General features: G+C 63.8%; 26 protein-coding genes and 1 tRNA gene. 17 read left to right on the top strand and 10 right to left on the bottom strand.

From position 1 onward, the window contains the following. The first annotated feature begins 1 nt into the window (after position 1). Positions 2-1,219 (top strand): MFS transporter, encoded by a 1,218-nt coding sequence (locus ACXIQ9_RS11155; protein WP_459016685.1) that lies wholly within the window; start codon positions 2-4, stop codon positions 1,217-1,219. Here ACXIQ9_RS11155 and ACXIQ9_RS11150 read toward each other — a convergent pair. After that, positions 1,216-1,398: a hypothetical protein gene (locus ACXIQ9_RS11150; RefSeq protein ID WP_010317955.1), complete on the bottom strand. Its 183-nt coding sequence runs from the start codon at positions 1,396-1,398 to the stop codon at positions 1,216-1,218. The genes ACXIQ9_RS11155 and ACXIQ9_RS11150 overlap by 4 nt on opposite strands. Before the next feature lie 33 nt (positions 1,399-1,431). Next, positions 1,432-1,554, bottom strand: coding sequence for a hypothetical protein (locus ACXIQ9_RS11145; protein ID WP_010317956.1), 123 nt, complete (start codon positions 1,552-1,554; stop codon positions 1,432-1,434). A 39-nt stretch (positions 1,555-1,593) separates the two neighbouring features. Here ACXIQ9_RS11145 and ACXIQ9_RS11140 point away from each other — a divergent pair, with 39 nt between their 5' ends. Beyond that, the gene (locus tag ACXIQ9_RS11140) at positions 1,594-1,749 is read left to right on the top strand and encodes a hypothetical protein (protein WP_296418713.1); all 156 of its coding nucleotides are present in this window, start codon (positions 1,594-1,596) and stop codon (positions 1,747-1,749) included. On the opposite strand, the gene ACXIQ9_RS11135 is transcribed toward ACXIQ9_RS11140, so the two are convergent. After that, on the bottom strand, positions 1,723-2,205 hold the full coding sequence (locus tag ACXIQ9_RS11135) for an early protein (E6) (RefSeq protein ID WP_459016684.1): 483 nt from the start codon (positions 2,203-2,205) through the stop codon (positions 1,723-1,725). The two genes, ACXIQ9_RS11140 and ACXIQ9_RS11135, sit on opposite strands and share 27 nt — an antisense overlap. 59 nt (positions 2,206-2,264) lie before the next feature. On the opposite strand from ACXIQ9_RS11135, the gene ACXIQ9_RS11130 reads away from it, so the two are divergent. Then, on the top strand, positions 2,265-2,501 hold the full coding sequence (locus tag ACXIQ9_RS11130; protein WP_010317959.1) for a hypothetical protein: 237 nt from the start codon (positions 2,265-2,267) through the stop codon (positions 2,499-2,501). A gap of 9 nt (positions 2,502-2,510) precedes the next feature. Then, a complete protein-coding gene (gene arfB, locus ACXIQ9_RS11125; protein ID WP_296415984.1) occupies positions 2,511-2,945 on the top strand; it encodes an alternative ribosome rescue aminoacyl-tRNA hydrolase ArfB in 435 nt (144 codons plus the stop codon). A gap of 18 nt (positions 2,946-2,963) precedes the next feature. Here the strand turns inward: arfB and ACXIQ9_RS11120 are convergent, their stop codons facing one another. Then, a complete protein-coding gene (locus ACXIQ9_RS11120) occupies positions 2,964-3,176 on the bottom strand; it encodes a Nif11-like leader peptide family natural product precursor (RefSeq protein WP_010317963.1) in 213 nt (70 codons plus the stop codon). Positions 3,177-3,316: 140 nt separating this feature from the next. On the opposite strand from ACXIQ9_RS11120, the gene ACXIQ9_RS11115 reads away from it, so the two are divergent. Beyond that, positions 3,317-3,463 carry a hypothetical protein gene (locus ACXIQ9_RS11115; RefSeq protein ID WP_010317965.1) on the top strand — a complete coding sequence of 49 codons (147 nt, stop codon included), beginning with the start codon at positions 3,317-3,319 and terminating at the stop codon, positions 3,461-3,463. A 37-nt stretch (positions 3,464-3,500) separates the two neighbouring features. After that, on the top strand, positions 3,501-3,755 hold the full coding sequence (locus tag ACXIQ9_RS11110; RefSeq protein WP_247479738.1) for a hypothetical protein: 255 nt from the start codon (positions 3,501-3,503) through the stop codon (positions 3,753-3,755). 9 nt (positions 3,756-3,764) lie between these two features. Here ACXIQ9_RS11110 and ychF read toward each other — a convergent pair whose 3' ends face one another. Continuing rightward, positions 3,765-4,856: a redox-regulated ATPase YchF gene (ychF, locus tag ACXIQ9_RS11105; RefSeq protein ID WP_296415982.1), complete on the bottom strand. Its 1,092-nt coding sequence runs from the start codon at positions 4,854-4,856 to the stop codon at positions 3,765-3,767. A gap of 115 nt (positions 4,857-4,971) precedes the next feature. Here ychF and ACXIQ9_RS11100 point away from each other — a divergent pair, with 115 nt between their 5' ends. Further along, positions 4,972-6,171, top strand: coding sequence for an efflux RND transporter periplasmic adaptor subunit (locus ACXIQ9_RS11100; RefSeq protein WP_296415980.1), 1,200 nt, complete (start codon positions 4,972-4,974; stop codon positions 6,169-6,171). Here the strand turns inward: ACXIQ9_RS11100 and wecB are convergent. Next, positions 6,168-7,310, bottom strand: a complete 1,143-nt coding sequence (wecB, locus tag ACXIQ9_RS11095) for a non-hydrolyzing UDP-N-acetylglucosamine 2-epimerase (RefSeq protein ID WP_459016683.1) — start codon at positions 7,308-7,310, stop codon at positions 6,168-6,170. The genes ACXIQ9_RS11100 and wecB overlap by 4 nt on opposite strands. 102 nt (positions 7,311-7,412) lie before the next feature. Between wecB and ACXIQ9_RS11090 the strand changes: the two genes are divergently transcribed. Continuing rightward, positions 7,413-8,576: a type IV pilus twitching motility protein PilT gene (locus ACXIQ9_RS11090; RefSeq protein ID WP_459016682.1), complete on the top strand. Its 1,164-nt coding sequence runs from the start codon at positions 7,413-7,415 to the stop codon at positions 8,574-8,576. Here ACXIQ9_RS11090 and ACXIQ9_RS11085 read toward each other — a convergent pair. Continuing rightward, complete coding sequence (locus ACXIQ9_RS11085) at positions 8,573-8,755, bottom strand: high light inducible protein (protein WP_424163534.1); 183 nt, start codon at positions 8,753-8,755, stop codon at positions 8,573-8,575. The two genes, ACXIQ9_RS11090 and ACXIQ9_RS11085, sit on opposite strands and share 4 nt — an antisense overlap. 36 nt (positions 8,756-8,791) lie before the next feature. Further along, positions 8,792-9,859: a tRNA (adenosine(37)-N6)-threonylcarbamoyltransferase complex transferase subunit TsaD gene (tsaD, locus tag ACXIQ9_RS11080; protein WP_459016681.1), complete on the bottom strand. Its 1,068-nt coding sequence runs from the start codon at positions 9,857-9,859 to the stop codon at positions 8,792-8,794. A gap of 65 nt (positions 9,860-9,924) precedes the next feature. On the opposite strand from tsaD, the gene ACXIQ9_RS11075 reads away from it, so the two are divergent. Then, the gene (locus ACXIQ9_RS11075) at positions 9,925-10,404 is read left to right on the top strand and encodes a photosystem I reaction center subunit III (RefSeq protein WP_010317975.1); all 480 of its coding nucleotides are present in this window, start codon (positions 9,925-9,927) and stop codon (positions 10,402-10,404) included. A 38-nt stretch (positions 10,405-10,442) separates the two neighbouring features. Next, a complete protein-coding gene (psaJ, locus tag ACXIQ9_RS11070) occupies positions 10,443-10,559 on the top strand; it encodes a photosystem I reaction center subunit IX (protein ID WP_010317976.1) in 117 nt (38 codons plus the stop codon). Between the two features lie 58 nt (positions 10,560-10,617). On the opposite strand, the gene gmk is transcribed toward psaJ, so the two are convergent. Further along, the gene (gmk, locus tag ACXIQ9_RS11065; protein ID WP_459016680.1) at positions 10,618-11,187 is read right to left on the bottom strand and encodes a guanylate kinase; all 570 of its coding nucleotides are present in this window, start codon (positions 11,185-11,187) and stop codon (positions 10,618-10,620) included. A 59-nt stretch (positions 11,188-11,246) separates the two neighbouring features. Here gmk and ACXIQ9_RS11060 point away from each other — a divergent pair, with 59 nt between their 5' ends. Together ACXIQ9_RS11060 and tatC are read left to right on the top strand one after the other, a co-directional pair. After that, positions 11,247-12,965 carry an Rqc2 family fibronectin-binding protein gene (locus tag ACXIQ9_RS11060; protein ID WP_459016679.1) on the top strand — a complete coding sequence of 573 codons (1,719 nt, stop codon included), beginning with the start codon at positions 11,247-11,249 and terminating at the stop codon, positions 12,963-12,965. Then, positions 12,962-13,765: a twin-arginine translocase subunit TatC gene (tatC, locus tag ACXIQ9_RS11055; RefSeq protein WP_247479227.1), complete on the top strand. Its 804-nt coding sequence runs from the start codon at positions 12,962-12,964 to the stop codon at positions 13,763-13,765. The genes ACXIQ9_RS11060 and tatC overlap by 4 nt, the downstream gene beginning before the upstream one ends. 1 nt (position 13,766) lies before the next feature. On the opposite strand, the gene ACXIQ9_RS11050 is transcribed toward tatC, so the two are convergent. Next, the gene (locus ACXIQ9_RS11050) at positions 13,767-14,102 is read right to left on the bottom strand and encodes a DUF3067 family protein (RefSeq protein WP_247479229.1); all 336 of its coding nucleotides are present in this window, start codon (positions 14,100-14,102) and stop codon (positions 13,767-13,769) included. A 132-nt stretch (positions 14,103-14,234) separates the two neighbouring features. Between ACXIQ9_RS11050 and petC the strand changes: the two genes are divergently transcribed. The 5 genes from petC (at position 14,235) to ACXIQ9_RS11025 (ending at position 17,505) form a co-directional block, all read left to right on the top strand. Then, positions 14,235-14,783, top strand: a complete 549-nt coding sequence (petC, locus tag ACXIQ9_RS11045; RefSeq protein WP_010317981.1) for a cytochrome b6-f complex iron-sulfur subunit — start codon at positions 14,235-14,237, stop codon at positions 14,781-14,783. 38 nt (positions 14,784-14,821) lie between these two features. Next, positions 14,822-15,754, top strand: coding sequence for a cytochrome f (gene petA / locus ACXIQ9_RS11040; RefSeq protein ID WP_459016678.1), 933 nt, complete (start codon positions 14,822-14,824; stop codon positions 15,752-15,754). An 11-nt stretch (positions 15,755-15,765) separates the two neighbouring features. Further along, positions 15,766-16,608: a prolipoprotein diacylglyceryl transferase gene (lgt, locus tag ACXIQ9_RS11035; protein ID WP_459016725.1), complete on the top strand. Its 843-nt coding sequence runs from the start codon at positions 15,766-15,768 to the stop codon at positions 16,606-16,608. Then, positions 16,605-17,378 (top strand): precorrin-4 C(11)-methyltransferase, encoded by a 774-nt coding sequence (cobM, locus tag ACXIQ9_RS11030; RefSeq protein WP_459016677.1) that lies wholly within the window; start codon positions 16,605-16,607, stop codon positions 17,376-17,378. Before lgt ends, cobM begins: the two co-directional genes overlap by 4 nt. A 55-nt stretch (positions 17,379-17,433) precedes the next feature. Further along, positions 17,434-17,505: transfer RNA gene (locus tag ACXIQ9_RS11025), tRNA-Val, on the top strand. Positions 17,506-17,782: the final 277 nt, after the last annotated feature.

Genomic DNA, 17,782 nt, shown 5'->3' with positions numbered 1-17,782 from the left:
GATGCAGGCAACAGGCTGGAGCTGGTGGCACCAGTTTCCCCCGGCACTCCGGGAACTGGCCAGTGTTCGACTGGTCGCGAGTTTTGGGGCCGGTGGGATTTTGTATCTCACCCCGATGGTGTTTCACCAGCAGGGCTTCAATGCCGCCTCCATCGGTCTGGGTTTAGCCCTCGCTGCACTGGCTGGCACCGTTGGGCGCTTCATCAGTGGAGCCCTCCTGGATCAGGGCCGCAGTTGCGGGACCCCGGTGCTGATGGCGGCGGCCTGTGGGTTTGCCGGTGATGCTCTGCTGCTGCAGGCCAGCAGCATGGGGGGCTACATCGCTGGCCAGGTCTGCATCGGCATGGCCGGAGGCCTCTACTGGCCTGCAGTTGAACTCGCTGTGCCGCAGTGCGCGAGCCCACTGCCGTCGGCGAAGGGCTACGCCCTGGTGCGCAGCAGTGATGCCCTCGGTGTGGCCTCAGGGACCCTCTGCGGTTCTCTACTCGCGGCCGCCGGGCTGTTGCGCGGGGTCTACTGGATCGACATCGCGGCGGTCCTCTCCCTTGCGGCGCTGCTGTTGCTCAAACCCCTGCCCAAAGCCGCCAAGGCCAGCGAGTACGCGGAGGGGCAACGTCCCCTGCGGCAATGGCTGCCAGCCCTGGTGCCGATGCTTGGCATCTCGGTGGTGGCCACCTCCATCCCAGCGCTGATGCAGAGCGCACTGCCGCTGGATCTGGTCCGCGGCGGCCTGAACCGAGCTGGCCAGACAGAAAGCCTGAGCGCCCTCCTGATCGGTCTGCAACTGGGTCTGCTGGTTTTGATCCAATGGCCCGTAGGCCGAGCCCTGGCCCTGCGGCCAGTGGGGACCGGACTGGGGCTGAGCCTGATCTGCTTCAGCAGCGGGACCCTGCTCCTGGCCGCCTCAGCCCTGAGCCACTCCGGCCTCGTTCTGGTGGTCATCGCCCTCACGATCATCGCCCTGGGCGAAGCCGCCTTCCTACCGACAGCCACGGAGGCGGTGATTGAGCTCAGTCCCCGTGGCCACGGCGGCCTGGCGATGGCCCTCTTCTCTCAGTGCTTCGCGCTCAGTGCCTTCGCCGCACCGCTGCTGGCGGGGGTTTTGCTGGATGGCCATGGTCATGGCGTGGGCCTGTGGTTCGCGACAGCGGCGATCTGTGCGCTGAGCTTGCTGCTGGTCAGACCGGTGCAGAACCGCTCGAAGCGGCGGGTGGGTTAAGAGGCCTTGTCTTTGGCGTTCTTTGCAGCCCAGGCCTCGTGGGGCAGGGGCTCGGTTCCGTACTCCCAATCGTCGTAATCGGGATCGTTGCGGATCTGCTTGTGCAGCTCCTTCTGGCGATCGAAATCGTGGGCCTGACGGTCGTCACCGGTGGTTTCAGGGGAGGGCTGAGCCGTCATGGCAGACCTGGAGCTGACGCCATTGTGGAACAGCTACTTGGATTTGGAAGGCAAGAGCCGCAACCAAGCCCAGAAAAGCAATCCCACCGGAAGGATGGCGAGCAGCAGCAACGTGAGAACAAAGCGCAGTTCCTCGTCCACCAGATCAGGAGCCATTTCCGCGAGACTGATCGTGCCCGATCACCCATGGACCTGATGCATCAGCTCTGGCTGCTGGTTCCCTGGGCCGTCTTCGCCCTGGCCGCGGGGGTCAAGTTCTGGCGACTCACCCAGCCCTTCCGCCGGCAGCTCGCCGAGCCCAGCACCGAGCAGGTCCGTGCCTCCCTAGAACGCAGCTGGAACAGTCGCTGAGGGGCGCTGGCCAGAGCAGGCCAAGCAGCCGCCGTTGATGCGATAGGGAGCCAAATGATCACGCAGGCAGCGCGTGCCACGAAAAAACAGCACCTGACCCTGCTCGCGGGCATGGGCATCGGTCAGGGGTAAGGCGAGCCAGCTCTCTGGGACAAGGCCCTTGAGCGCCTGGCGATTGGCCAGAGCCTCACGACGCCGTTGCCGCTCCTCACGGTCATTTTTCTCGCAGACCGCCTCGACTTGAAGTTCACGGGAGCAGGCCGCACAGGCCTGCACTGTGGGCTTTTTGCGCGCGCGGTTGTGGGAGAGCTTGTCGCTCGGCACCTCGCGCTCCTGACCGCAGCTGCAGCGACACCACCAGTAGGCATTGCCCGCCTTGGAGCGCTTCTCTGACGCGCGTACAACGGTGAGCTGGCCATACACCTCACCAATGCGATTGCGCGGCTTGGAAGGCATTCACCCCAATGAACTCTGCTAAAAACCCTACGGAGGGAATTGCAGAACACAAAGAAGCGATGACGCGACGCAACAGCGCATTGATTCGACTGCTGCTCTCGGCCCTCTGGATCTTGCTCTGGGTGTTTGCCTTCTTGAGCCTCACCAGAGTGTTGCTCTGGGGCTTGAGTTGGTACTTCATCCGAGCCGCCATCGCCATCGGCTTGGCGTACTACGTGATCGATCGCCTACGGCGCCTGCGTCAGGTCCAGCACCTACGCGCCCTGACTTTCCGGGCCTGGCTGGAGGAGGATTAGCTCCCAACCGTGGCTCTTGAGCTTGTGATTCATCCACGGCTGGTGATTCCAGCGGCGGATTTGACCTGGTCCTTTCGCCGCAGCGCTGGCCCGGGCGGACAAAACGTCAACAAGCTGGAAACGGCTGTCGAGCTCAGTTTTGACATCGAAGCCTGCTCAGTTCTTGGACCATTTCAGAAACAACGACTGCAGGCACGGCTGCCGCAGTTGAAAGGCTCGAGCGTGCTCAGCATTCAGGCCTCCGAGCACCGTTCCCAGTACAAAAACCGCTGCCTCGCCCTTGAAAAGATGGCCGCGGTGTTGCGCGAGGCCCTGAAGCCAGACCCCAAACCACGCCGCGCCACCAAGCCCTCGAAAGCAGCCACTCGCCGGCGTCTGGACAGTAAAAAAATGCGAGGTGATGTCAAACGCAACCGGCAACATCGGCCGCGCCTGGATGACTGATCTCTCGAGGACGAAGGCCTAGACGTAGCGCCCCGGGTATTCCCCCGGATGGTCAATGCGAGTCACCCTCACACCAGCTGCCGATTGCCCCGAGAAGCGCAGGATGTCACTGCCCGAGACCTCAAAGCCCAGGTCCTGGGCCAAGCGGGCGACATCGTCGGCCGTCATTGCCTCCTCCAGCGCTTGCCGCAGGGCTGGCTCAGCCTGAACCCGCACAAAAAACTGCTGCAACTGCTGAAAAGACAACGTGCTCCATCCTCAGGAGGCCAGGCTAAAAGCTGTCGGCTTGAGCACAGCCGCCGGTGGCCTAGAGCGCAACGGAGTCGAGTCAGAACAGGCACTCTGAGGGGCGCGAAGCCATCTCGGCCTGAATGGAAGCCACCCTCCCCGTGGTCATCACCCCGGATCACGAGACCCGCGCCCTGTGGCCGGAATGGCCGGAGAGCACCTTCACCATTCCCGCTCGAACTCTCCAGAACGATGGGCTGAGTTGGGATGAGCTGCTGGGGCAGCGCTGAAGACTCCAAACTGGTGCGACTGCGCCTCCGTCGCCCCATGCCAGGCCCCACCGCCGTCAGCGCGAAAGACAAAAACGAGTGGGCAAACTTTGTCGTTCAGGAAGTGGTGAGCTTCCTTGGTGCGCGCAAAGAAGAGATCTACGCCAACTACGCCGCGCAAAGCGAGGGCAAGCTCAGCCGGGAGACCATCGAAGAGGCCGGGCTGATGGATTTTGAAATTGCCCTGACCTATCTGCAGGACCGCAGCTCAGGTCTGGGCCGCGGTTTTCTTGGGATGAATCTGATTCGCTAACGGCTCGACTTACACGTTGAAAAGGAACTCCATCACGTCGCCTTCTTCAACGACGTATTCCTTCCCTTCAGCGCGCAGCCAACCTTTATTGCGGGCTTCAGAGAGTGAACCCGCTTCAAGCAACTGCTTGTACCCAATGGTCTGGGCCCGAATAAAGCCGCGCTCGAAGTCGGTGTGAATCACACCAGCGGCCTGGGGAGCGGTCATGCCGGCTTTGATCGTCCAAGCGCGGGTTTCCTTTTCACCCGTCGTGAAATAGGTGCGCAAGCCCAGCAGGCTGTAGGTGGCCCGGATCAGGCTCTGCAGACCTCCCTCTTCAACGCCCAGTCCTTCCAGGAATTCAGCACGGTCCTCTTCCGGCAGCTCAATCAGTTCCGCCTCCACCTGCGCGGAGATGCGCACGGTTCCTGCACCCTCTTTCTCCGCCAAGACCGCGACTTCCTCGCAGTAGGCATTGCCACTGGAGAGGTCGTCTTCGCTGACGTTGGTGGCGTAGATGATTGGCTTGGCCGTTAGCAAGCCCAGGGGCTTGATCATCGCGGCCTCTTCCTCTGTGAGGCTGACGCTGCGGGCGGCACCGCCCTGCTCCAGCACCGCCTGGATGCGCTCAAGCGCCTCGTCTTCCGCCTGGGCTTCTTTGCTAGTGCGCGCTTGCTTTTTCAGCCGCTCCCGGCGTTTCTCCACCTGGGACAGGTCCGCCAGGCCCAGCTCAAGGTTGATCACCTCGGCATCGCGGGCGGGTCCAACCGACCCACTCACGTGGATCACGTCGTCATCCTCGAAGCAACGCACGACGTGGACGATGGCGTCCACCTCCCGGATATTGGCCAGAAATTTGTTGCCGAGTCCTTCCCCTTGGCTGGCGCCCTTCACCAGGCCGGCGATATCGACAAACTCCACCCGCGTCGGGATCAGTTCCTTGCTCTTGCTCAGATCCGAAAGCTGCTGCAGACGGGGATCAGGAACCGCCACCACACCGGAGTTCGGCTCAATCGTGCAAAAGGGATAGTTGGCGGCTTCCGCTTGAGCATTGGCCACCAAGGCGTTGAACAGGGTCGACTTGCCCACATTGGGCAGCCCCACGATTCCGGCTTTAAGCATCGATGGAATCTACGGTTTGCCCTTGATGGCGGTGATCCCTCCCTGACCGAACCCCCGCCCGCTGCCCGCCACCAGGAAGACTGGGGTGACACCGGGAGCCAGGCAGGTCAACGCGATGCTCCAAGACCGTCGTCGAAAACAACCTGTTGCGACCTGGCTGCAAGGCAACACCTTGAGCCTCAAGAGACTGGCGGCTGATCGCCCCTGGCTGGCCCGTCGTCGCTTCTGGGCCGCCGCCCTCGCAGGGACCGTTTTGATTGCCGGTGGAGCAACGGCGCTCAACCTCAGCCGGAGCGCCAAGCAAGCCCGGAGCCTCAACACTTACACCTCCGTCGCCGAGGAAGGCTCCCTGCCGGGCCTGATCACGGCCAGTGGCGAACTGGAGGCCTTCCGCCTGGTCAACGTCAGCCCCAAACGCCAAGGGGTACTCAAGACCCTTTATGTGGAAGAGGGCGACAGCGTCAAAGCCGGCCAGGCCCTGGCCCTGATGGATGGGGGTGACCTTCAGGACCGGCTCGAGGAGCTCTCCGCCCAACTGCAATCGGCCAAAGCCCAACAGGCGCGTAGCCAGAGCGAACTGCAACGCCGGGAAAACCTGGTGCGCAACGGCGCCATTAGCCAGGACAACTACAACAGCGCCAAGGCGGCCTACCTCGTTGACCGCGCCGCCGTCGAGGCTGCCCAACAGCGGCTGGAGCAGCGCGAGATGGAGCGCAGTGAATTGGTCGTCCGCGCTCCCTTTGCAGGAACCATCACTGCGCGGTTTGCCGACCCTGGGGCCTACGTGACGCCCACCACCTCGGCCTCCGCCTCCGCCGGTGCCAGCAGCTCCTCCATCGTTGAGTTGGCCCAGGGCCTCGAGGCCGTGGCCAAGGTGCCAGAAAGCGACATCGGCCGGATCAAGCTCGGACAAACCGGCTCGGTGCGCGTCGATGCCTTCCCGGACCGTCGCTTCAAGGCCCAGGTCCGTCAGATCGCTCCGCGCGCGGCCAAGCTCAACAACGTCACCTCCTTTGAGGTCACCCTGAAGTTCGTCGAGCCGGCGCCTGAGCTGCGCATCGGCATGACCGCCGACATCGACTTCAATACCGGGAACCTCCCCCCGCGGACGCTGGTGCCGACGGTGGCGGTCGTGACCGAGCGGGGCAAGCCTGGGGTGCTGCTGGTGGGCCCGGGCAACCAGCCCAAGTTCCAAGCCGTGACCCTCGGAGCCAGTAGCGGCCGCAACACCCAAATCCTTGACGGCATCAAGCCCGGGACACGGGTCTTTATCGACCTGCCCCCCTGGGCAAAGCGCAAAGGCGATTCGAACTAAACCTGCACCTCAGCCGCCGCATGGCGGCGCTCGTTGAGGAAGCTGCGGCAGGCCTCCAGGATGCGCGTGCTGGCCTGGCCATCCCCGAAGGGGTTGTGCGCCCTGGACATCTCTTCGTAGGCCTCGGCGTCATCCAGCAGCAGCGAAGCCTCCCGGAGAATGTCAGCGGAGTCCGTGCCGATCAGCTTGGCGGTGCCGGCATCCACGGCCTCGGGCCGCTCGGTGGTGCGCCGCAGCACCAGGACAGGTTTACCCAAGGCAGGAGCCTCCTCCTGCAGTCCACCGGAGTCCGTCAACAGAAGCGTCGCTCCGCGCATCGCCGCCACCAGACGGTCGTAGTCCAAGGGTTCGGTCAAGAACGCCCGGGGGTGATCGCCCAGGAGTGCCTGCAGGGGCTCCCGCACCGTTGGGTTGCGATGCAGCGGCAGCAGCAGCGCCGTATCGGGGTAGCGCTCCAGCACCGCCAAAAAGCCCTTGCCGATCTCCTGGAGCCGCTCGCCCCAGTTCTCCCTGCGGTGGACCGTCGCCAGGATCACCCGCTGCTTCTCAAAGTCCAACCCCGGCAGCTCAAACGGGGGAGCTTTTTTCGCCATCAACAACAGCGCATCAATCACCGTGTTGCCGGTGGTGATGGTTTGGCCCACCACCCCAGAGGCCGCGAGGTTGCGGGCCGAGACGTGGGTCGGAGCAAAGTGCAGCAGGGCCACCTGGGAGATCAGACGGCGGTTGGCCTCCTCGGGGTAGGGATCAAAAATATTGTCGGTCCGCAGGCCCGCTTCCACGTGGCCCACAGGGATCTGCTCGTAGAACGCCGCCAAGGCGGAAGCAAAGGCCGTTGTGGTGTCCCCCTGCACCAAGACCAAGTCAGGGGGGAACTGCTCAAACTCAGCCTTCAACCCCTGCAGCGCCGCGCAGGTGATGTGGGTCAGGGTTTGCTTGGGGGCCATCAAGGCCAGGTCGTGGTCGGCCTGCAGGTCAAACAGCTCCATCACCTGGGTCACCATCTCCCGGTGCTGACCGGTCAGCACCACCCGGGTGTTGAAGTCATCGGACTGCTGGAAGGCCTGGATCACCGGAGCGAGCTTGATCGCCTCCGGACGGGTTCCCAACACGATGCAGACGTTGTGGGGAGCGCTCACTCAGGTGCCGTTGGCAGACCTCTGGATCCTAAAGATGGCGGGCAAAAAAGCTGCCCCTGATCGGATTTGCAGCAACAGTGACGGCAGCGCGCCTGCGGGCCAGTGAGCAACAGTTCGCCCTTCCCCATCGGGCTGTTCCCAGAGCAGGCAACGGCAGCAGCAGAAAGCCCGACTAAGCCACTGGATGGAGCCCTCCAAGGGCAGCAACCCAGCTCACTCGAAGGCATCGTCAAACTTGCTGCGGAGCAGGGCTTCTCCGATGTCCACCTTGGGGTGGGCGAGGAACCCCGCTACCGCGACCGCGGCGAGATGCTGCGCACGGGCTGGCCCGTCACCGATGCCGCGGGCTTCCAGCACTGGCTCAGGGAAATGCTGAGCCCCGCACAGATCGATGCCTTCCAGCGGGACAAAGAATTTGATGGCTCCCACGCCTTCCCCTTCGTCAGGGTCCGCATCAACCTCCTGGACTCCCTGCGGGGACCCGCGATGGTGCTGCGGCTGATTCCGCAAACCATCGCCAGCCTTGAGGAGCTCCAGCTCCCCCCAGTGCTGCAGGAGCTGGCCTCCAAACCCAAGGGCCTTGTTCTGATCACAGGTCCCACCGGGTCAGGCAAGAGCACAACCCTCGCCGCGATGATCGATTGGATCAATCGCAACCGGGCCTGTCACATCCTCACGATTGAGGACCCGGTGGAATTTGTGCACCGCAGCCAGCAGTCCTTGATTCGCCACCGCGAAGTCGGGCAGCACACCAAGCACTTTCCGAGCGCCCTCAGGGCTGCCCTGAGGGAAGACCCCGACGTGATCCTGATTGGGGAAATTCGCGACGGCGAGACCCTGACCACTGCCCTTGAGGCATCCCAGACCGGTCACCTGGTCTTCGGCACCCTGCACACCAATTCGGCCGTCAAAACCGTCGAGCGGGTTCTGGGGATGGTTCCGCCCCAGGACCAAGGCAGTCTGCGGCGCTCCCTGGCGGAAAGCCTGCTCGGGGTAGTCGCCCAAGGGCTGATCAAAACGAGCGACGGCAAACGCGCCGCCTTTCACGACATCTTGATCAACACCGACGCCTGCAAGGACTACCTCGAGCGCGGTGAGCTTGAAGAGATCGAATCGATCATGGCCCGCAGCGGCTTTGATGGCATGCAAACCGCCAATCAGGCCCTGATCGCCTTGGTGGAAGGGGGAAGGACTTCAGCCGAGGCGGCCCTCGCCCAAAGCCTCAAGCCCAACGAACTTGGCCAAGTCCTGCGGGGCAAGGACTAGACCTTGCCGGCGAGGCGGGCAATCAGCAAGACACTCAAGCCAACGGAGAGGCCCACCATCGCCATGCGGCCGTTCCAGATTTCAGCCTGAGGCGTAAAGCCGCGCTTCCACTGGTTCAGCTCCTCAGGAGCCGCTTCAACAACCTGGCCTGGGGTAGGGGCGGAGTCTGCAGTGGCCATCGCCTCTGCCTTCAAACTCCAAGCAGCCTACGGAAATCAGAAGGGCGCCTGGGGTTCATAAAGAACCGGAGCCTGCTCCAGGGGCAGCCTGGGCGTCACAGCCAGCTCAATCGAGCTTTGTGCGCCAGCACGGAAGCGCTGTTCAGCCGCCACACCGATCATTGCGGCGTTATCGGTGCAGTAGGCCAGAGGCGCTACCCGCCACTCGAGCGCAAGCGCCTGGCAACGCTCCTCCAGCCGCGCGCGCAAACGATGGTTTGCCGCCACTCCGCCCACCATGACGATGGTCTTCAGTCCCTGATCGCGGGCGCAGCGGGTCGTGCGCTCGACCAGGACGTCGGCGACCACCTGCTCAAAGCTCGCCGCCACATCCGCCAAGGGAAACGGCTCGCCGCCGGCGGCTTCCTCGGCCCGCAGTTGATTGACCAGCCGCAGAACCGCCGTCTTGAGACCGCTGAAGCTGAAGTCGTAGGGATGGAAGCCCCCCTCGGGCCGAGACAGCCGGCCCTTGGGAAGGCTGAAACGCTTGGAATCGCCACTGGCGGCGGCGGCCTGAACGGCCGGGCCTCCCGGATAGCCCAGGCCCAATAGACGGGCGACCTTGTCAAAGGCCTCACCGGCGGCGTCATCGCGACTGCGAGCAAGACGCGTGTAGTCACCGGGACCATCCACACGGATCATCTCGGTGTGCCCACCGCTGACCAGAAGCACCAAATAGGGTCCAGGCGGCAGGGGATCTCCCAGCTGGACCGAGCAGAGGTGCCCCTCCAGGTGATGGACCCCCAGAAACGGTTTTCCGTGAAGGCGGGCCAGGCTCCGCCCTGTCACCGATCCGATCAACAGCGCACCGACCAACCCTGGGGCCGCGGTCGCCGCGATGGCATCGAGCTCCTGGTAACTGACGCCGCTCTGCGCCATCACTTGTTCAATCAGATGGGGCAGCGCCTCCACATGGCGTCTGGAGGCGATTTCCGGAACGACGCCACCCCAACGGGCGTGCTCCTCCATTTGCGTTGCAACCGCGCTCGCGAGCACCGTTTGATTACACACAACGGCTGCGGCTGACTCGTCACAACTTGTTTCGAGGGCCAGCAGCGTGGGCATTAGGTCTGGAGAGCTCTCTTACTGTCCGTAAGTGACATCCTGCCGTGCAGCAGCTGGACCTGACGATGCGCCGCCTTTTTGCAGTTCTCATTTCTGCCCTGCTGATCTTCGGCTTCGCCCCCGTGGCGAAAGCTGATGTTGCAGGCCTGACCCCCTGCGCTGAAAGCGCACGCTTCCAATCCCGGGCCGCCGCCGCCTCCACCCCCCAGGCCAAGGCGCGCTTCGAGATGTACAGCCAGGCCTCCTGCGGCGCTGATGGCCTGCCCCACCTGATCGTGGATGGTCGCCTCAGCCACGCTGGTGACTTCATCATCCCCGGCATCGCCTTCCTCTACATCGCTGGTTGCATCGGCTGGGCCGGTCGCAACTACCTGATGGCCATCCGTGGCAGCAAGGACGCCGCCATGAAGGAAATCCAGATCGACCTGTCTCTGGCCTTCAAGAGCACCCTGGCTGCAGCCACTTGGCCCATCGCTGCCTTCGCTGAACTCAGCGGCGGCAAGCTGACCGAATCCGACGACAAGATCACCGTCTCCCCCCGCTGATCGCGGCGGGTTATCTCCACTCTTTCAACGTCATTCCGATGAAAAAGTTCCTGACCACCGCCCCGGTCTTCGCCGCGATCTGGTTCACCGTCACCGCTGGCATCTTGATCGAATTCAACCGCTTCTTCCCCGATCTCCTCTTCCACCCGATGTGATCGGCAGTTGCCATTGAAAAAGGCCCCAATCGGGGCCTTTTTTTATTGCCCAGCGCCCCTAGCCAAGCCCCATCAACTGCTCCAGCTGCTTCAAGGCCTCCGTCAGATCGCCATTGACGATCACCGCATCGAATTCGGACTCGGCCTGCAGCTCCACCCGGGCTCGCTCTAGCCGCCGAACAATGGCCTCCTCGCTATCGGTTCCCCGTCCGCGAATGCGCCGCTCGAGCTCCTCAAAGGAGGGGGGCTTGATGAAGATCTGGAAACCGCTGGGGAAGCTGCGACGCACCTGACGCGCCCCTTCCAACTCGATCTCCAGCAGGACCGGCCGGCCCGCTTGAAGCTGAGCCTCCACGGGCTCACGGGGGGTGCCATAGCAGTTACCGGCGAACTCGGCCCACTCGAGCAAGCCCCCTTGGGAGACCTTGGCGTCGAAATCAGCCCGGTTCAAAAAGAAATAGCTCGTGCCATCCACCTCACCGCTGCGGGGGGAGCGGGTGGTCGCTGAAATCGAAAGCCAGATCTCGGGATGACGCTCCAGCAGGGCAGTCACCAAGGTCCCCTTGCCGACTCCACTGGGGCCCGTGATCAGAAACAACCGGCCGCTGGAGGAGGTCTCTTCCGCCATTGGGACTCAACCATGGCCCTGCAGAGTAAGAGTGCCTCCGCAGCGAATCGGCGCAGACCATGGCCGCCCAGTCCCTCCAGGCCATGGACCTCACCAGCCTTCGTGCGGTGTTGGCGGAACTGCGGCCGCAACTGGTGCCCAGCCGCTTTGAGAAAGCCCAACAGGCCGACGGGCAGACCCTTCACCTGGGATTCCGCACGCTGGAGCGGCGGCTCTGGCTCGAGCTCAGCTGGCTGGCCGAAGCACCGCGCCTGCTGGAGATCCCGCCTCCCCCCAAGCAGGGGGATGGCAGCACCCTGGCGCAACAGCTCCAGCACGGACTGAGCGGGCTGGCGCTCACCGGCCTCCAACAAGACGGTTGGGAGCGGGTGGTGGAACTGGACTTCGCCACCAGGCCGGGGGAGCCGGCCCAGCGGAGCCTGGTCCTGGAGTTAATGGGCCGCCACAGCAATGTCTTCCTGCTGGATCAAGACCGCAGGGTCGTGGCCGTGGCCCGGCAGGTCCGCGATAACCAGTCCCGCCTAAGGCCGATCAGCACCGGCGATCTCTACTGCGCCCCACCGCCCATGGGCGGTCGCTGCCCCAGCCGCAGCGAGAGCTTTGAGCACTGGAAAAGCGAACTGCAACTGCTGCCGCTGCCGCTAAAACGCGCCCTGACCAGCGCCTATCAAGGCATCAGCCCAGCACTCGCGCGCCAATTGGTCGCGGGACTCGGCGATGACCTACTCGATCAACCCGCACAGGGCCTCAGCCCGGTGACCTGGGACCAGCTCTGGCAGCGCTGGCAGCTCTGGCTCGAGGCCCTGGAGGAGGAACGTTTCGTATTCCGCCTGGACGAGGGCGGGGGGTACTGCTGCTGGAGCAGCGAGCGCGCACCAGAGCAGCCAGACAGCCTCAACGCCCAGCTGGCGAGCTATCACCGCGATCGCTTGCAAGCCAGGACCTTTCAACAGCGGCAGCAGGCCCTCAAGCAGCGGCTCGAGCGGGCCTTGGAGCGCGAACGGCAGCAACAGCAGCAACAGCAAGCGCTCCTGGATCAAGTCGGCAACAGCACTGGACTGCAGGAGCAGGCCGACGCCCTGCTCTGCCAAGCCAACCCCAGCCGAGACACGGTGAACGAGGCCCAGAAGCTCTACAAAAAAGCGCGGCGTCTGCGGCGCTCCGTGGCCGCCATCACCCCCCGACTGGCCCAGCACCAGCAGCAACTTGAGCAACTGGAGGCGAGCCTGACCTTCCTGGAGCTCATCCAGCTCGAGTGTCAATGGGACCCCGCCAACGGGCTCCTGCAACTGCAGGCCCTCGAAGAGGACAGCGAGAGGCTCTGGCAACGCCAACCCAGCAACCGCAAGGAACGCAGGCGAGCGCAGGGGGATCCCAGCCCCCTATCCGTCACCAGCCCAAGGGGTCTAACGATCCAAGTTGGCCGCAATCACCGCCAGAACGAGTGGATCAGCCTCCAACAGGCCCGCAAGGGGGATCTCTGGTTCCACGCCCAGGAGTGCCCCGGCAGCCATGTGGTGCTGAAGAGTTCAGTCGCCCCTGCGGAGGACAGCGATCTTCAGGCGGCGGCCAGCCTAGCGGCCCACTTCAGCCGTGCCCGCGGCAATCGCCAGGTGGCGGTGGTCATGACCCCCTGTGAGCAGTTGCAGCGGATCCCTGGGGCGGGTCCAGGCACGGTCAGGCACCGCGGCGGGGAAGTCCTCTGGGCTGACCCCGACGCCGCTGAGGCACTACTGCGCGGCAAACCCCTTAGCCTCAGTGGGGAGCAACAGTCATGAGCGATCAACCCCAGGGCCCTGACGGTCGCCCCGCTGGAGTCGCGCCGCCGCCTCCCATCAAGATTCCGGCCGCTGAAGTGCAAGAGGACTTCCCCTCCGAGGTGGAGATGACCCTCGTTGGGCACCTCGAGGAGTTGCGCAGCCGCGTCCTGCGCAGCCTGCTAGCGGTGGTCGTCGGCGCGGCCGCGTGCCTGCTGTTTGTCCGGCCGCTTGTACGCCTGCTTGAGGTACCCGCCCACGGCATTCACTTCCTGCAGCTGGCCCCGGGGGAATTCCTGCTGGTCTCTTTGAAAGTGGCGGGCTACGCCGGTCTCACCCTGGCCCTGCCCTACGTCCTCTACGAAGGCCTGGCCTTCGTCCTACCCGGCCTGACCCGCAGGGAACAAAAGCTCGTGGCTCCAGCGGTCGCGGGGTCCGCCGTGCTCTTTCTGGCGGGCCTGGCCTTTGCCTGGTGGGCCCTGGTTCCAGCCGCCCTGAACTTCCTCGTGAGTTACGGCGCGGATGTCGTGGAGCCGCTGTGGTCCATCGAGCGCTATCTGGACTTCGTGCTGCTGTTGATGGTGGCCACCGCTTTGGCCTTCCAACTACCCGTGCTGCAGATGCTGCTGGCAGCCCTGGGACTCGTGCGCTCAGAGTCCATGCTCTCGGCCTGGCGTTTTGTGGTGATGGCCTCCGCCCTGGCCGGGGCTGTGCTGACCCCCTCGACGGACCCGATCACGATGCTGCTGCTCAGTGGCGCCATCACGGCGCTCTATCTCGTCGGTGTTGGCTTGGCTCGGGTGGTCCAACGGCCGGCCTAGATCAGAGCAGGAACTCACTCGCCCGCCCCTCAGGAAGCTCTAGGGCCAGGTTCATCGCCTTGCCCAGGCGGGGTTTGTCATTGGTGGTGGTGAGCCATTGGCGAACCTGTCCGGCCACACCAAGCCCATTGAGGGTGGCCACAAGCTCGTCGAGCTTGGCGGTGTACTGCTCGGCATCCAGGGGAAAGGATTGCTGCTCGAGGTACGCCCACATCACCTGCAAATAAAGGCGACCGCGCCGGGACGTCAGCTGTAGGTCGTAGGAGGCCTGCCAACGGCCCCGCAGGGTCTCAAGGATCTCCGCAGTGGCCAGGGGAGCGGCAGGTGACTCAGTCACAGCAAGGCAAAGCAAGACGCCCTCGCAACAGCATGTTGCAGGCTTCGGCCACCTGCCTGCAGTTCGGGCCCGTTGCGGGAACGACAAGGTCCATAATGGCCCCCACGTCGATGTGGCTGCAGGCCGCCCCGTATGACCCAAATCCCAGCGAGCGCCTCGAGCGGTGATGTCCCCGGAATGGGTCGCCGGCAGTTCATGAACCTGCTGACCTTCGGTTCGGTGACCGGAGTTGCCCTTGGCGCCCTCTACCCGGTGGCCAACTACTTCATCCCCCCGAAGGCCGCTGGCTCCGGCGGTGGTACGGCCGCCAAGGACGAGCTGGGTAACTCCGTCACCGCCAGTGGCTGGCTGAGCGACCACCGCGAGGGTGATCGCAACCTGGTGCAAGGCCTCAAGGGCGACCCCACCTACCTGATCGTCGAAGGCAGTGATGCCATCGGCAGCTACGGCATTAATGCCATCTGCACCCACCTGGGTTGCGTTGTGCCCTGGAACGCAGCGGCCAACAAGTTCATGTGCCCCTGCCACGGCTCGCAGTACGACAACACCGGCAAGGTGGTGCGCGGCCCTGCCCCCCTCTCCCTGGCCCTTGCACACGTCTCGGTCGAGAACGACAACGTGTTCCTGAGCCAGTGGACCGAAACTGATTTCCGCACCGGCGAGAAGCCCTGGTGGGTCTGATCTCCTCCCCAACCGTTTCCCTCTCGCCCCCACGCCCCATGCGTCGCTCCTTCTCCCTGCTGCTGAGTTCGGTTCTGGTTCTCGGCGCACTCTTCTTTGCTCCTCAGGCCAGCTGGGCTTATCCCTTCTGGGCACAGCAGCAATACGACTACCCCCGGGAAGCCACCGGCAAGCTGGCCTGCGCCAACTGCCACCTGGCGAAGAAGCCCACCCACGTGGAACTGCCCCAAGCGGTCTTCCCCGATGAGGTCTTCAAGGTTGAAGTCGAGATCCCTTACGACACCAGCGTTCAGCAGGTGTCTGGCGATGGCTCTCCCACCGGCCTGAACGTGGGTGCTGTCGTGATGCTTCCCGACGGTTTCAAACTCGCTCCCGCTGATCGTCTGACCGACGAACTCAAGGAAGAGACCGAAGGCGTTTACGTCACCACCTGGGACGAAGAGAACCCCAACATCCTGTTGGTCGGTCCCCTGCCCGGCGATGACCACCAGAAGATCGTCTTCCCGATCCTCTCGCCTGACCCCGCTGCCGATAGCAACATCCACTTCGGCAAGTTCCAGCTGCACGTCGGCGGTAACCGCGGCCGCGGTCAGGTGTACCCCACCGGTGAGAAGAGCAACAACGGCGTCTTCAACGCTTCTGCTGCTGGCACCGTTGAAGCGATCAACGCCGGTGACGCCGGTGCCTCCGTTGTCGTCATCAAGACCGCCGACGGCAACAGCGTGAGCGACACCATCCCCGCTGGCCCCACCATCACTGCCCAAGTGGGCGATGTAGTCGCCGCTGGTGCAGCCCTGACCAATGACCCCAACGTGGGTGGCTTCGGTCAGCTGGATGCTGAGGTCGTTCTGCAGAACCCTGTGCGCATCTACGGCTTGCTGGCCTTCTTCGCCGCCGTGGCTCTTGCCCAGATCATGCTTGTTCTGAAGAAGAAGCAGTTCGAGAAGGTGCAGGCCGCCGAAGGCCTTTGATGCCCTTCGCTGTGTTCACCTCCCCTGGCCCCTTGCTATTTCAGCTGGGGCCATTTTCTTTGCGTTGGTACGGGCTGCTCATCGCGATTGCGGTGCTCTGCGGACTCGCCCTGGCCACGCGCCTTGGCAAAGAGCGGGGCATCGATTCGACGCTGATCGCCGATCTGCTGCCGCTGCTGGTCCTGGCGGCCGTCGTTGGTGCTCGGATCTACTACGTCACCTTTGAGTGGCGTCAGTACCGCTTCAACTGGCTGGATGCACTGGCCATCTGGCGCGGCGGCATTGCCATCCATGGGGCCCTGATTGGTGGGACCTTGGCGGTGATCCTCTACAGCCGCTGGCGCAAGATCGCCTTCTGGAATCTGCTGGATGTCCTGCTTCCCTCGGTGGCGCTCGGCCAGGCCATCGGTCGCTGGGGGAACTTTTTTAATTCCGAGGCCTTCGGTCTTCCCACGGACCTTCCCTGGAAGCTGACCATCCCGTTTTCGAACCGACCGGTTGAATTTCTCGATCAATCGACCTTTCACCCGACCTTTCTCTACGAGTCGATCTGGAACCTGGGCGTCCTGCTGCTGCTGCTCTGGCTGTTTCGGCGGGGGATGGAAGGGCGGATCGCACTGCCTGCTGGCGCCCTGAGCTGCGTCTATCTGATGAGTTACAGCTGCGGTCGCCTTTGGATTGAAGGACTGCGGATTGATCCGCTCTGCCTGATGGGGACGCCGCCCTACTGCGCCGGTGGACTGCGCATGGCCCAGCTGATCAGCCTGGTCTTGATCGCGCTGGGTGGCTTGGGCCTCTACTGGCTCTATGGCCGCAAACGCCCCCTACCCGACCCCAGCGGAGTGCAGCCATGAGCACGACCACGGGAAAGGTCTGGATTGTTGGAGCGGGCCCAGGCGCTCCCGATCTGCTGACCCTGCGCGCAGCCAGAACGATTGAACAAGCGGAGGTCCTGATCTGGACCGATTCGCTGGTGAATCCGCAGTTGGCGGCAATGGCGCCCCAGGAGTGCGAGCGGATCCGAACCAGCACCCTGACCTTGGAGGAGGTGATGCTGCTGATGCTTGATCGCGTCAAGCAGGGCAAGCGCGTGGTGCGCCTGCATGACGGAGACACTTGCCTCTACAGCGCCCTCAACGAACAGCTCTGCCGCTTGCTCGATGCCGATGTTGCCGTGGAGGTCGTCCCCGGACTCAGTGCCTATCAGGCCACTGCCGCCCGCCTGAACAGCGAGCTCACCATTCCCGGACTGGTGCAGACGATTGTGCTTGGACGGGCAGGGGGGCGAACCGGCGTGCCAGAGAGCGAGTCCCTGGAGCGTCTGGCATCGCTCAAGGCCTCGCTTTGCCTGTACCTCAGTGCTCGGCACGTCGAGGAGGTGCAGCGTGAACTGCTGCTGCACTATCCAGCGGACACCCCTGTGGCGATTGGCTATCGCGTCAGCTGGCCCGATGAGTGGATCAGCGTTGTCCCCCTGAAGGACATCGATCGGGTCAGCCGCGAGCGCGAGCTGATCCGCACGACCCTCTACGTGGTGAGCCCCGCCCTGGCGGCCCCTGGGGACCCCCGCTCCAAGCTCTATTCAGCGAGCCACAACCACCTCTTCCGCGGCGGCGCTGAGTAGGCCCGCCGCGCGGGCCATGATCTAAGCTCTGTCTGCGCGAGCGATGAGCGCACGCGGGCGATTAGCACAGCGGTAGCGCACTTCCTTCACACGGAAGGGGTCACTGGTTCGAATCCAGTATCGCCCACTTGTTTGAACCCCCTGGCCGGGCGCAGCAAACTGCGCCCGGCTTTTTTGTGTTTCGGGGCACATGGCCATAAGCCGAGCTGATCACTTCCATCACCAGCCGGCATCGGAAGCGGGCACGGCGAGCGTGAACAGCGCTTAAAGTTTCATTGCTGGATATATCCAGCTCTTCATAAACCGCCAGGCGTTCGCGCACGGCACTTCTTTCCCGTACTCATGACGACCACCCTCCAGCAGCGCCAAGGCGCTTCTGCGTGGAACCAGTTCTGCGAGTGGGT

This window comes from Synechococcus sp. LTW-G, assembly GCF_054459035.1.
The sequence above is the reverse complement of the archived record's forward strand: the minus strand, read 5'-3'. Positions and strand labels throughout refer to the sequence as shown.

Excerpts from the sequence above, each read along its gene's own strand:
- ACXIQ9_RS11155 (WP_459016685.1), top strand. The coding sequence starts at position 2 with ATGCAGGCAACAGGCTGGAGCTGGTGGCACCAGTTTCCCCCGGCACTC.
- ACXIQ9_RS11150 (WP_010317955.1), bottom strand. The coding sequence starts at position 1,398 with ATGACGGCTCAGCCCTCCCCTGAAACCACCGGTGACGACCGTCAGGCC.
- ACXIQ9_RS11145 (WP_010317956.1), bottom strand. The coding sequence starts at position 1,554 with ATGGCTCCTGATCTGGTGGACGAGGAACTGCGCTTTGTTCTCACGTTG.
- ACXIQ9_RS11140 (WP_296418713.1), top strand. The coding sequence starts at position 1,594 with ATGCATCAGCTCTGGCTGCTGGTTCCCTGGGCCGTCTTCGCCCTGGCC.
- ACXIQ9_RS11135 (WP_459016684.1), bottom strand. The coding sequence starts at position 2,205 with ATGCCTTCCAAGCCGCGCAATCGCATTGGTGAGGTGTATGGCCAGCTC.
- ACXIQ9_RS11130 (WP_010317959.1), top strand. The coding sequence starts at position 2,265 with ATGACGCGACGCAACAGCGCATTGATTCGACTGCTGCTCTCGGCCCTC.
- ACXIQ9_RS11115 (WP_010317965.1), top strand. The coding sequence starts at position 3,317 with ATGGAAGCCACCCTCCCCGTGGTCATCACCCCGGATCACGAGACCCGC.
- ACXIQ9_RS11110 (WP_247479738.1), top strand. The coding sequence starts at position 3,501 with ATGCCAGGCCCCACCGCCGTCAGCGCGAAAGACAAAAACGAGTGGGCA.
- ychF (WP_296415982.1), bottom strand. The coding sequence starts at position 4,856 with ATGCTTAAAGCCGGAATCGTGGGGCTGCCCAATGTGGGCAAGTCGACC.
- ACXIQ9_RS11100 (WP_296415980.1), top strand. The coding sequence starts at position 4,972 with ATGCTCCAAGACCGTCGTCGAAAACAACCTGTTGCGACCTGGCTGCAA.
- ACXIQ9_RS11085 (WP_424163534.1), bottom strand. The coding sequence starts at position 8,755 with ATGGCCACTGCAGACTCCGCCCCTACCCCAGGCCAGGTTGTTGAAGCG.
- tsaD (WP_459016681.1), bottom strand. The coding sequence starts at position 9,859 with ATGCCCACGCTGCTGGCCCTCGAAACAAGTTGTGACGAGTCAGCCGCA.
- ACXIQ9_RS11075 (WP_010317975.1), top strand. The coding sequence starts at position 9,925 with ATGCGCCGCCTTTTTGCAGTTCTCATTTCTGCCCTGCTGATCTTCGGC.
- psaJ (WP_010317976.1), top strand. The coding sequence starts at position 10,443 with ATGAAAAAGTTCCTGACCACCGCCCCGGTCTTCGCCGCGATCTGGTTC.
- gmk (WP_459016680.1), bottom strand. The coding sequence starts at position 11,187 with ATGGCGGAAGAGACCTCCTCCAGCGGCCGGTTGTTTCTGATCACGGGC.
- ACXIQ9_RS11060 (WP_459016679.1), top strand. The coding sequence starts at position 11,247 with ATGGCCGCCCAGTCCCTCCAGGCCATGGACCTCACCAGCCTTCGTGCG.
- tatC (WP_247479227.1), top strand. The coding sequence starts at position 12,962 with ATGAGCGATCAACCCCAGGGCCCTGACGGTCGCCCCGCTGGAGTCGCG.
- petC (WP_010317981.1), top strand. The coding sequence starts at position 14,235 with ATGACCCAAATCCCAGCGAGCGCCTCGAGCGGTGATGTCCCCGGAATG.
- petA (WP_459016678.1), top strand. The coding sequence starts at position 14,822 with ATGCGTCGCTCCTTCTCCCTGCTGCTGAGTTCGGTTCTGGTTCTCGGC.
- cobM (WP_459016677.1), top strand. The coding sequence starts at position 16,605 with ATGAGCACGACCACGGGAAAGGTCTGGATTGTTGGAGCGGGCCCAGGC.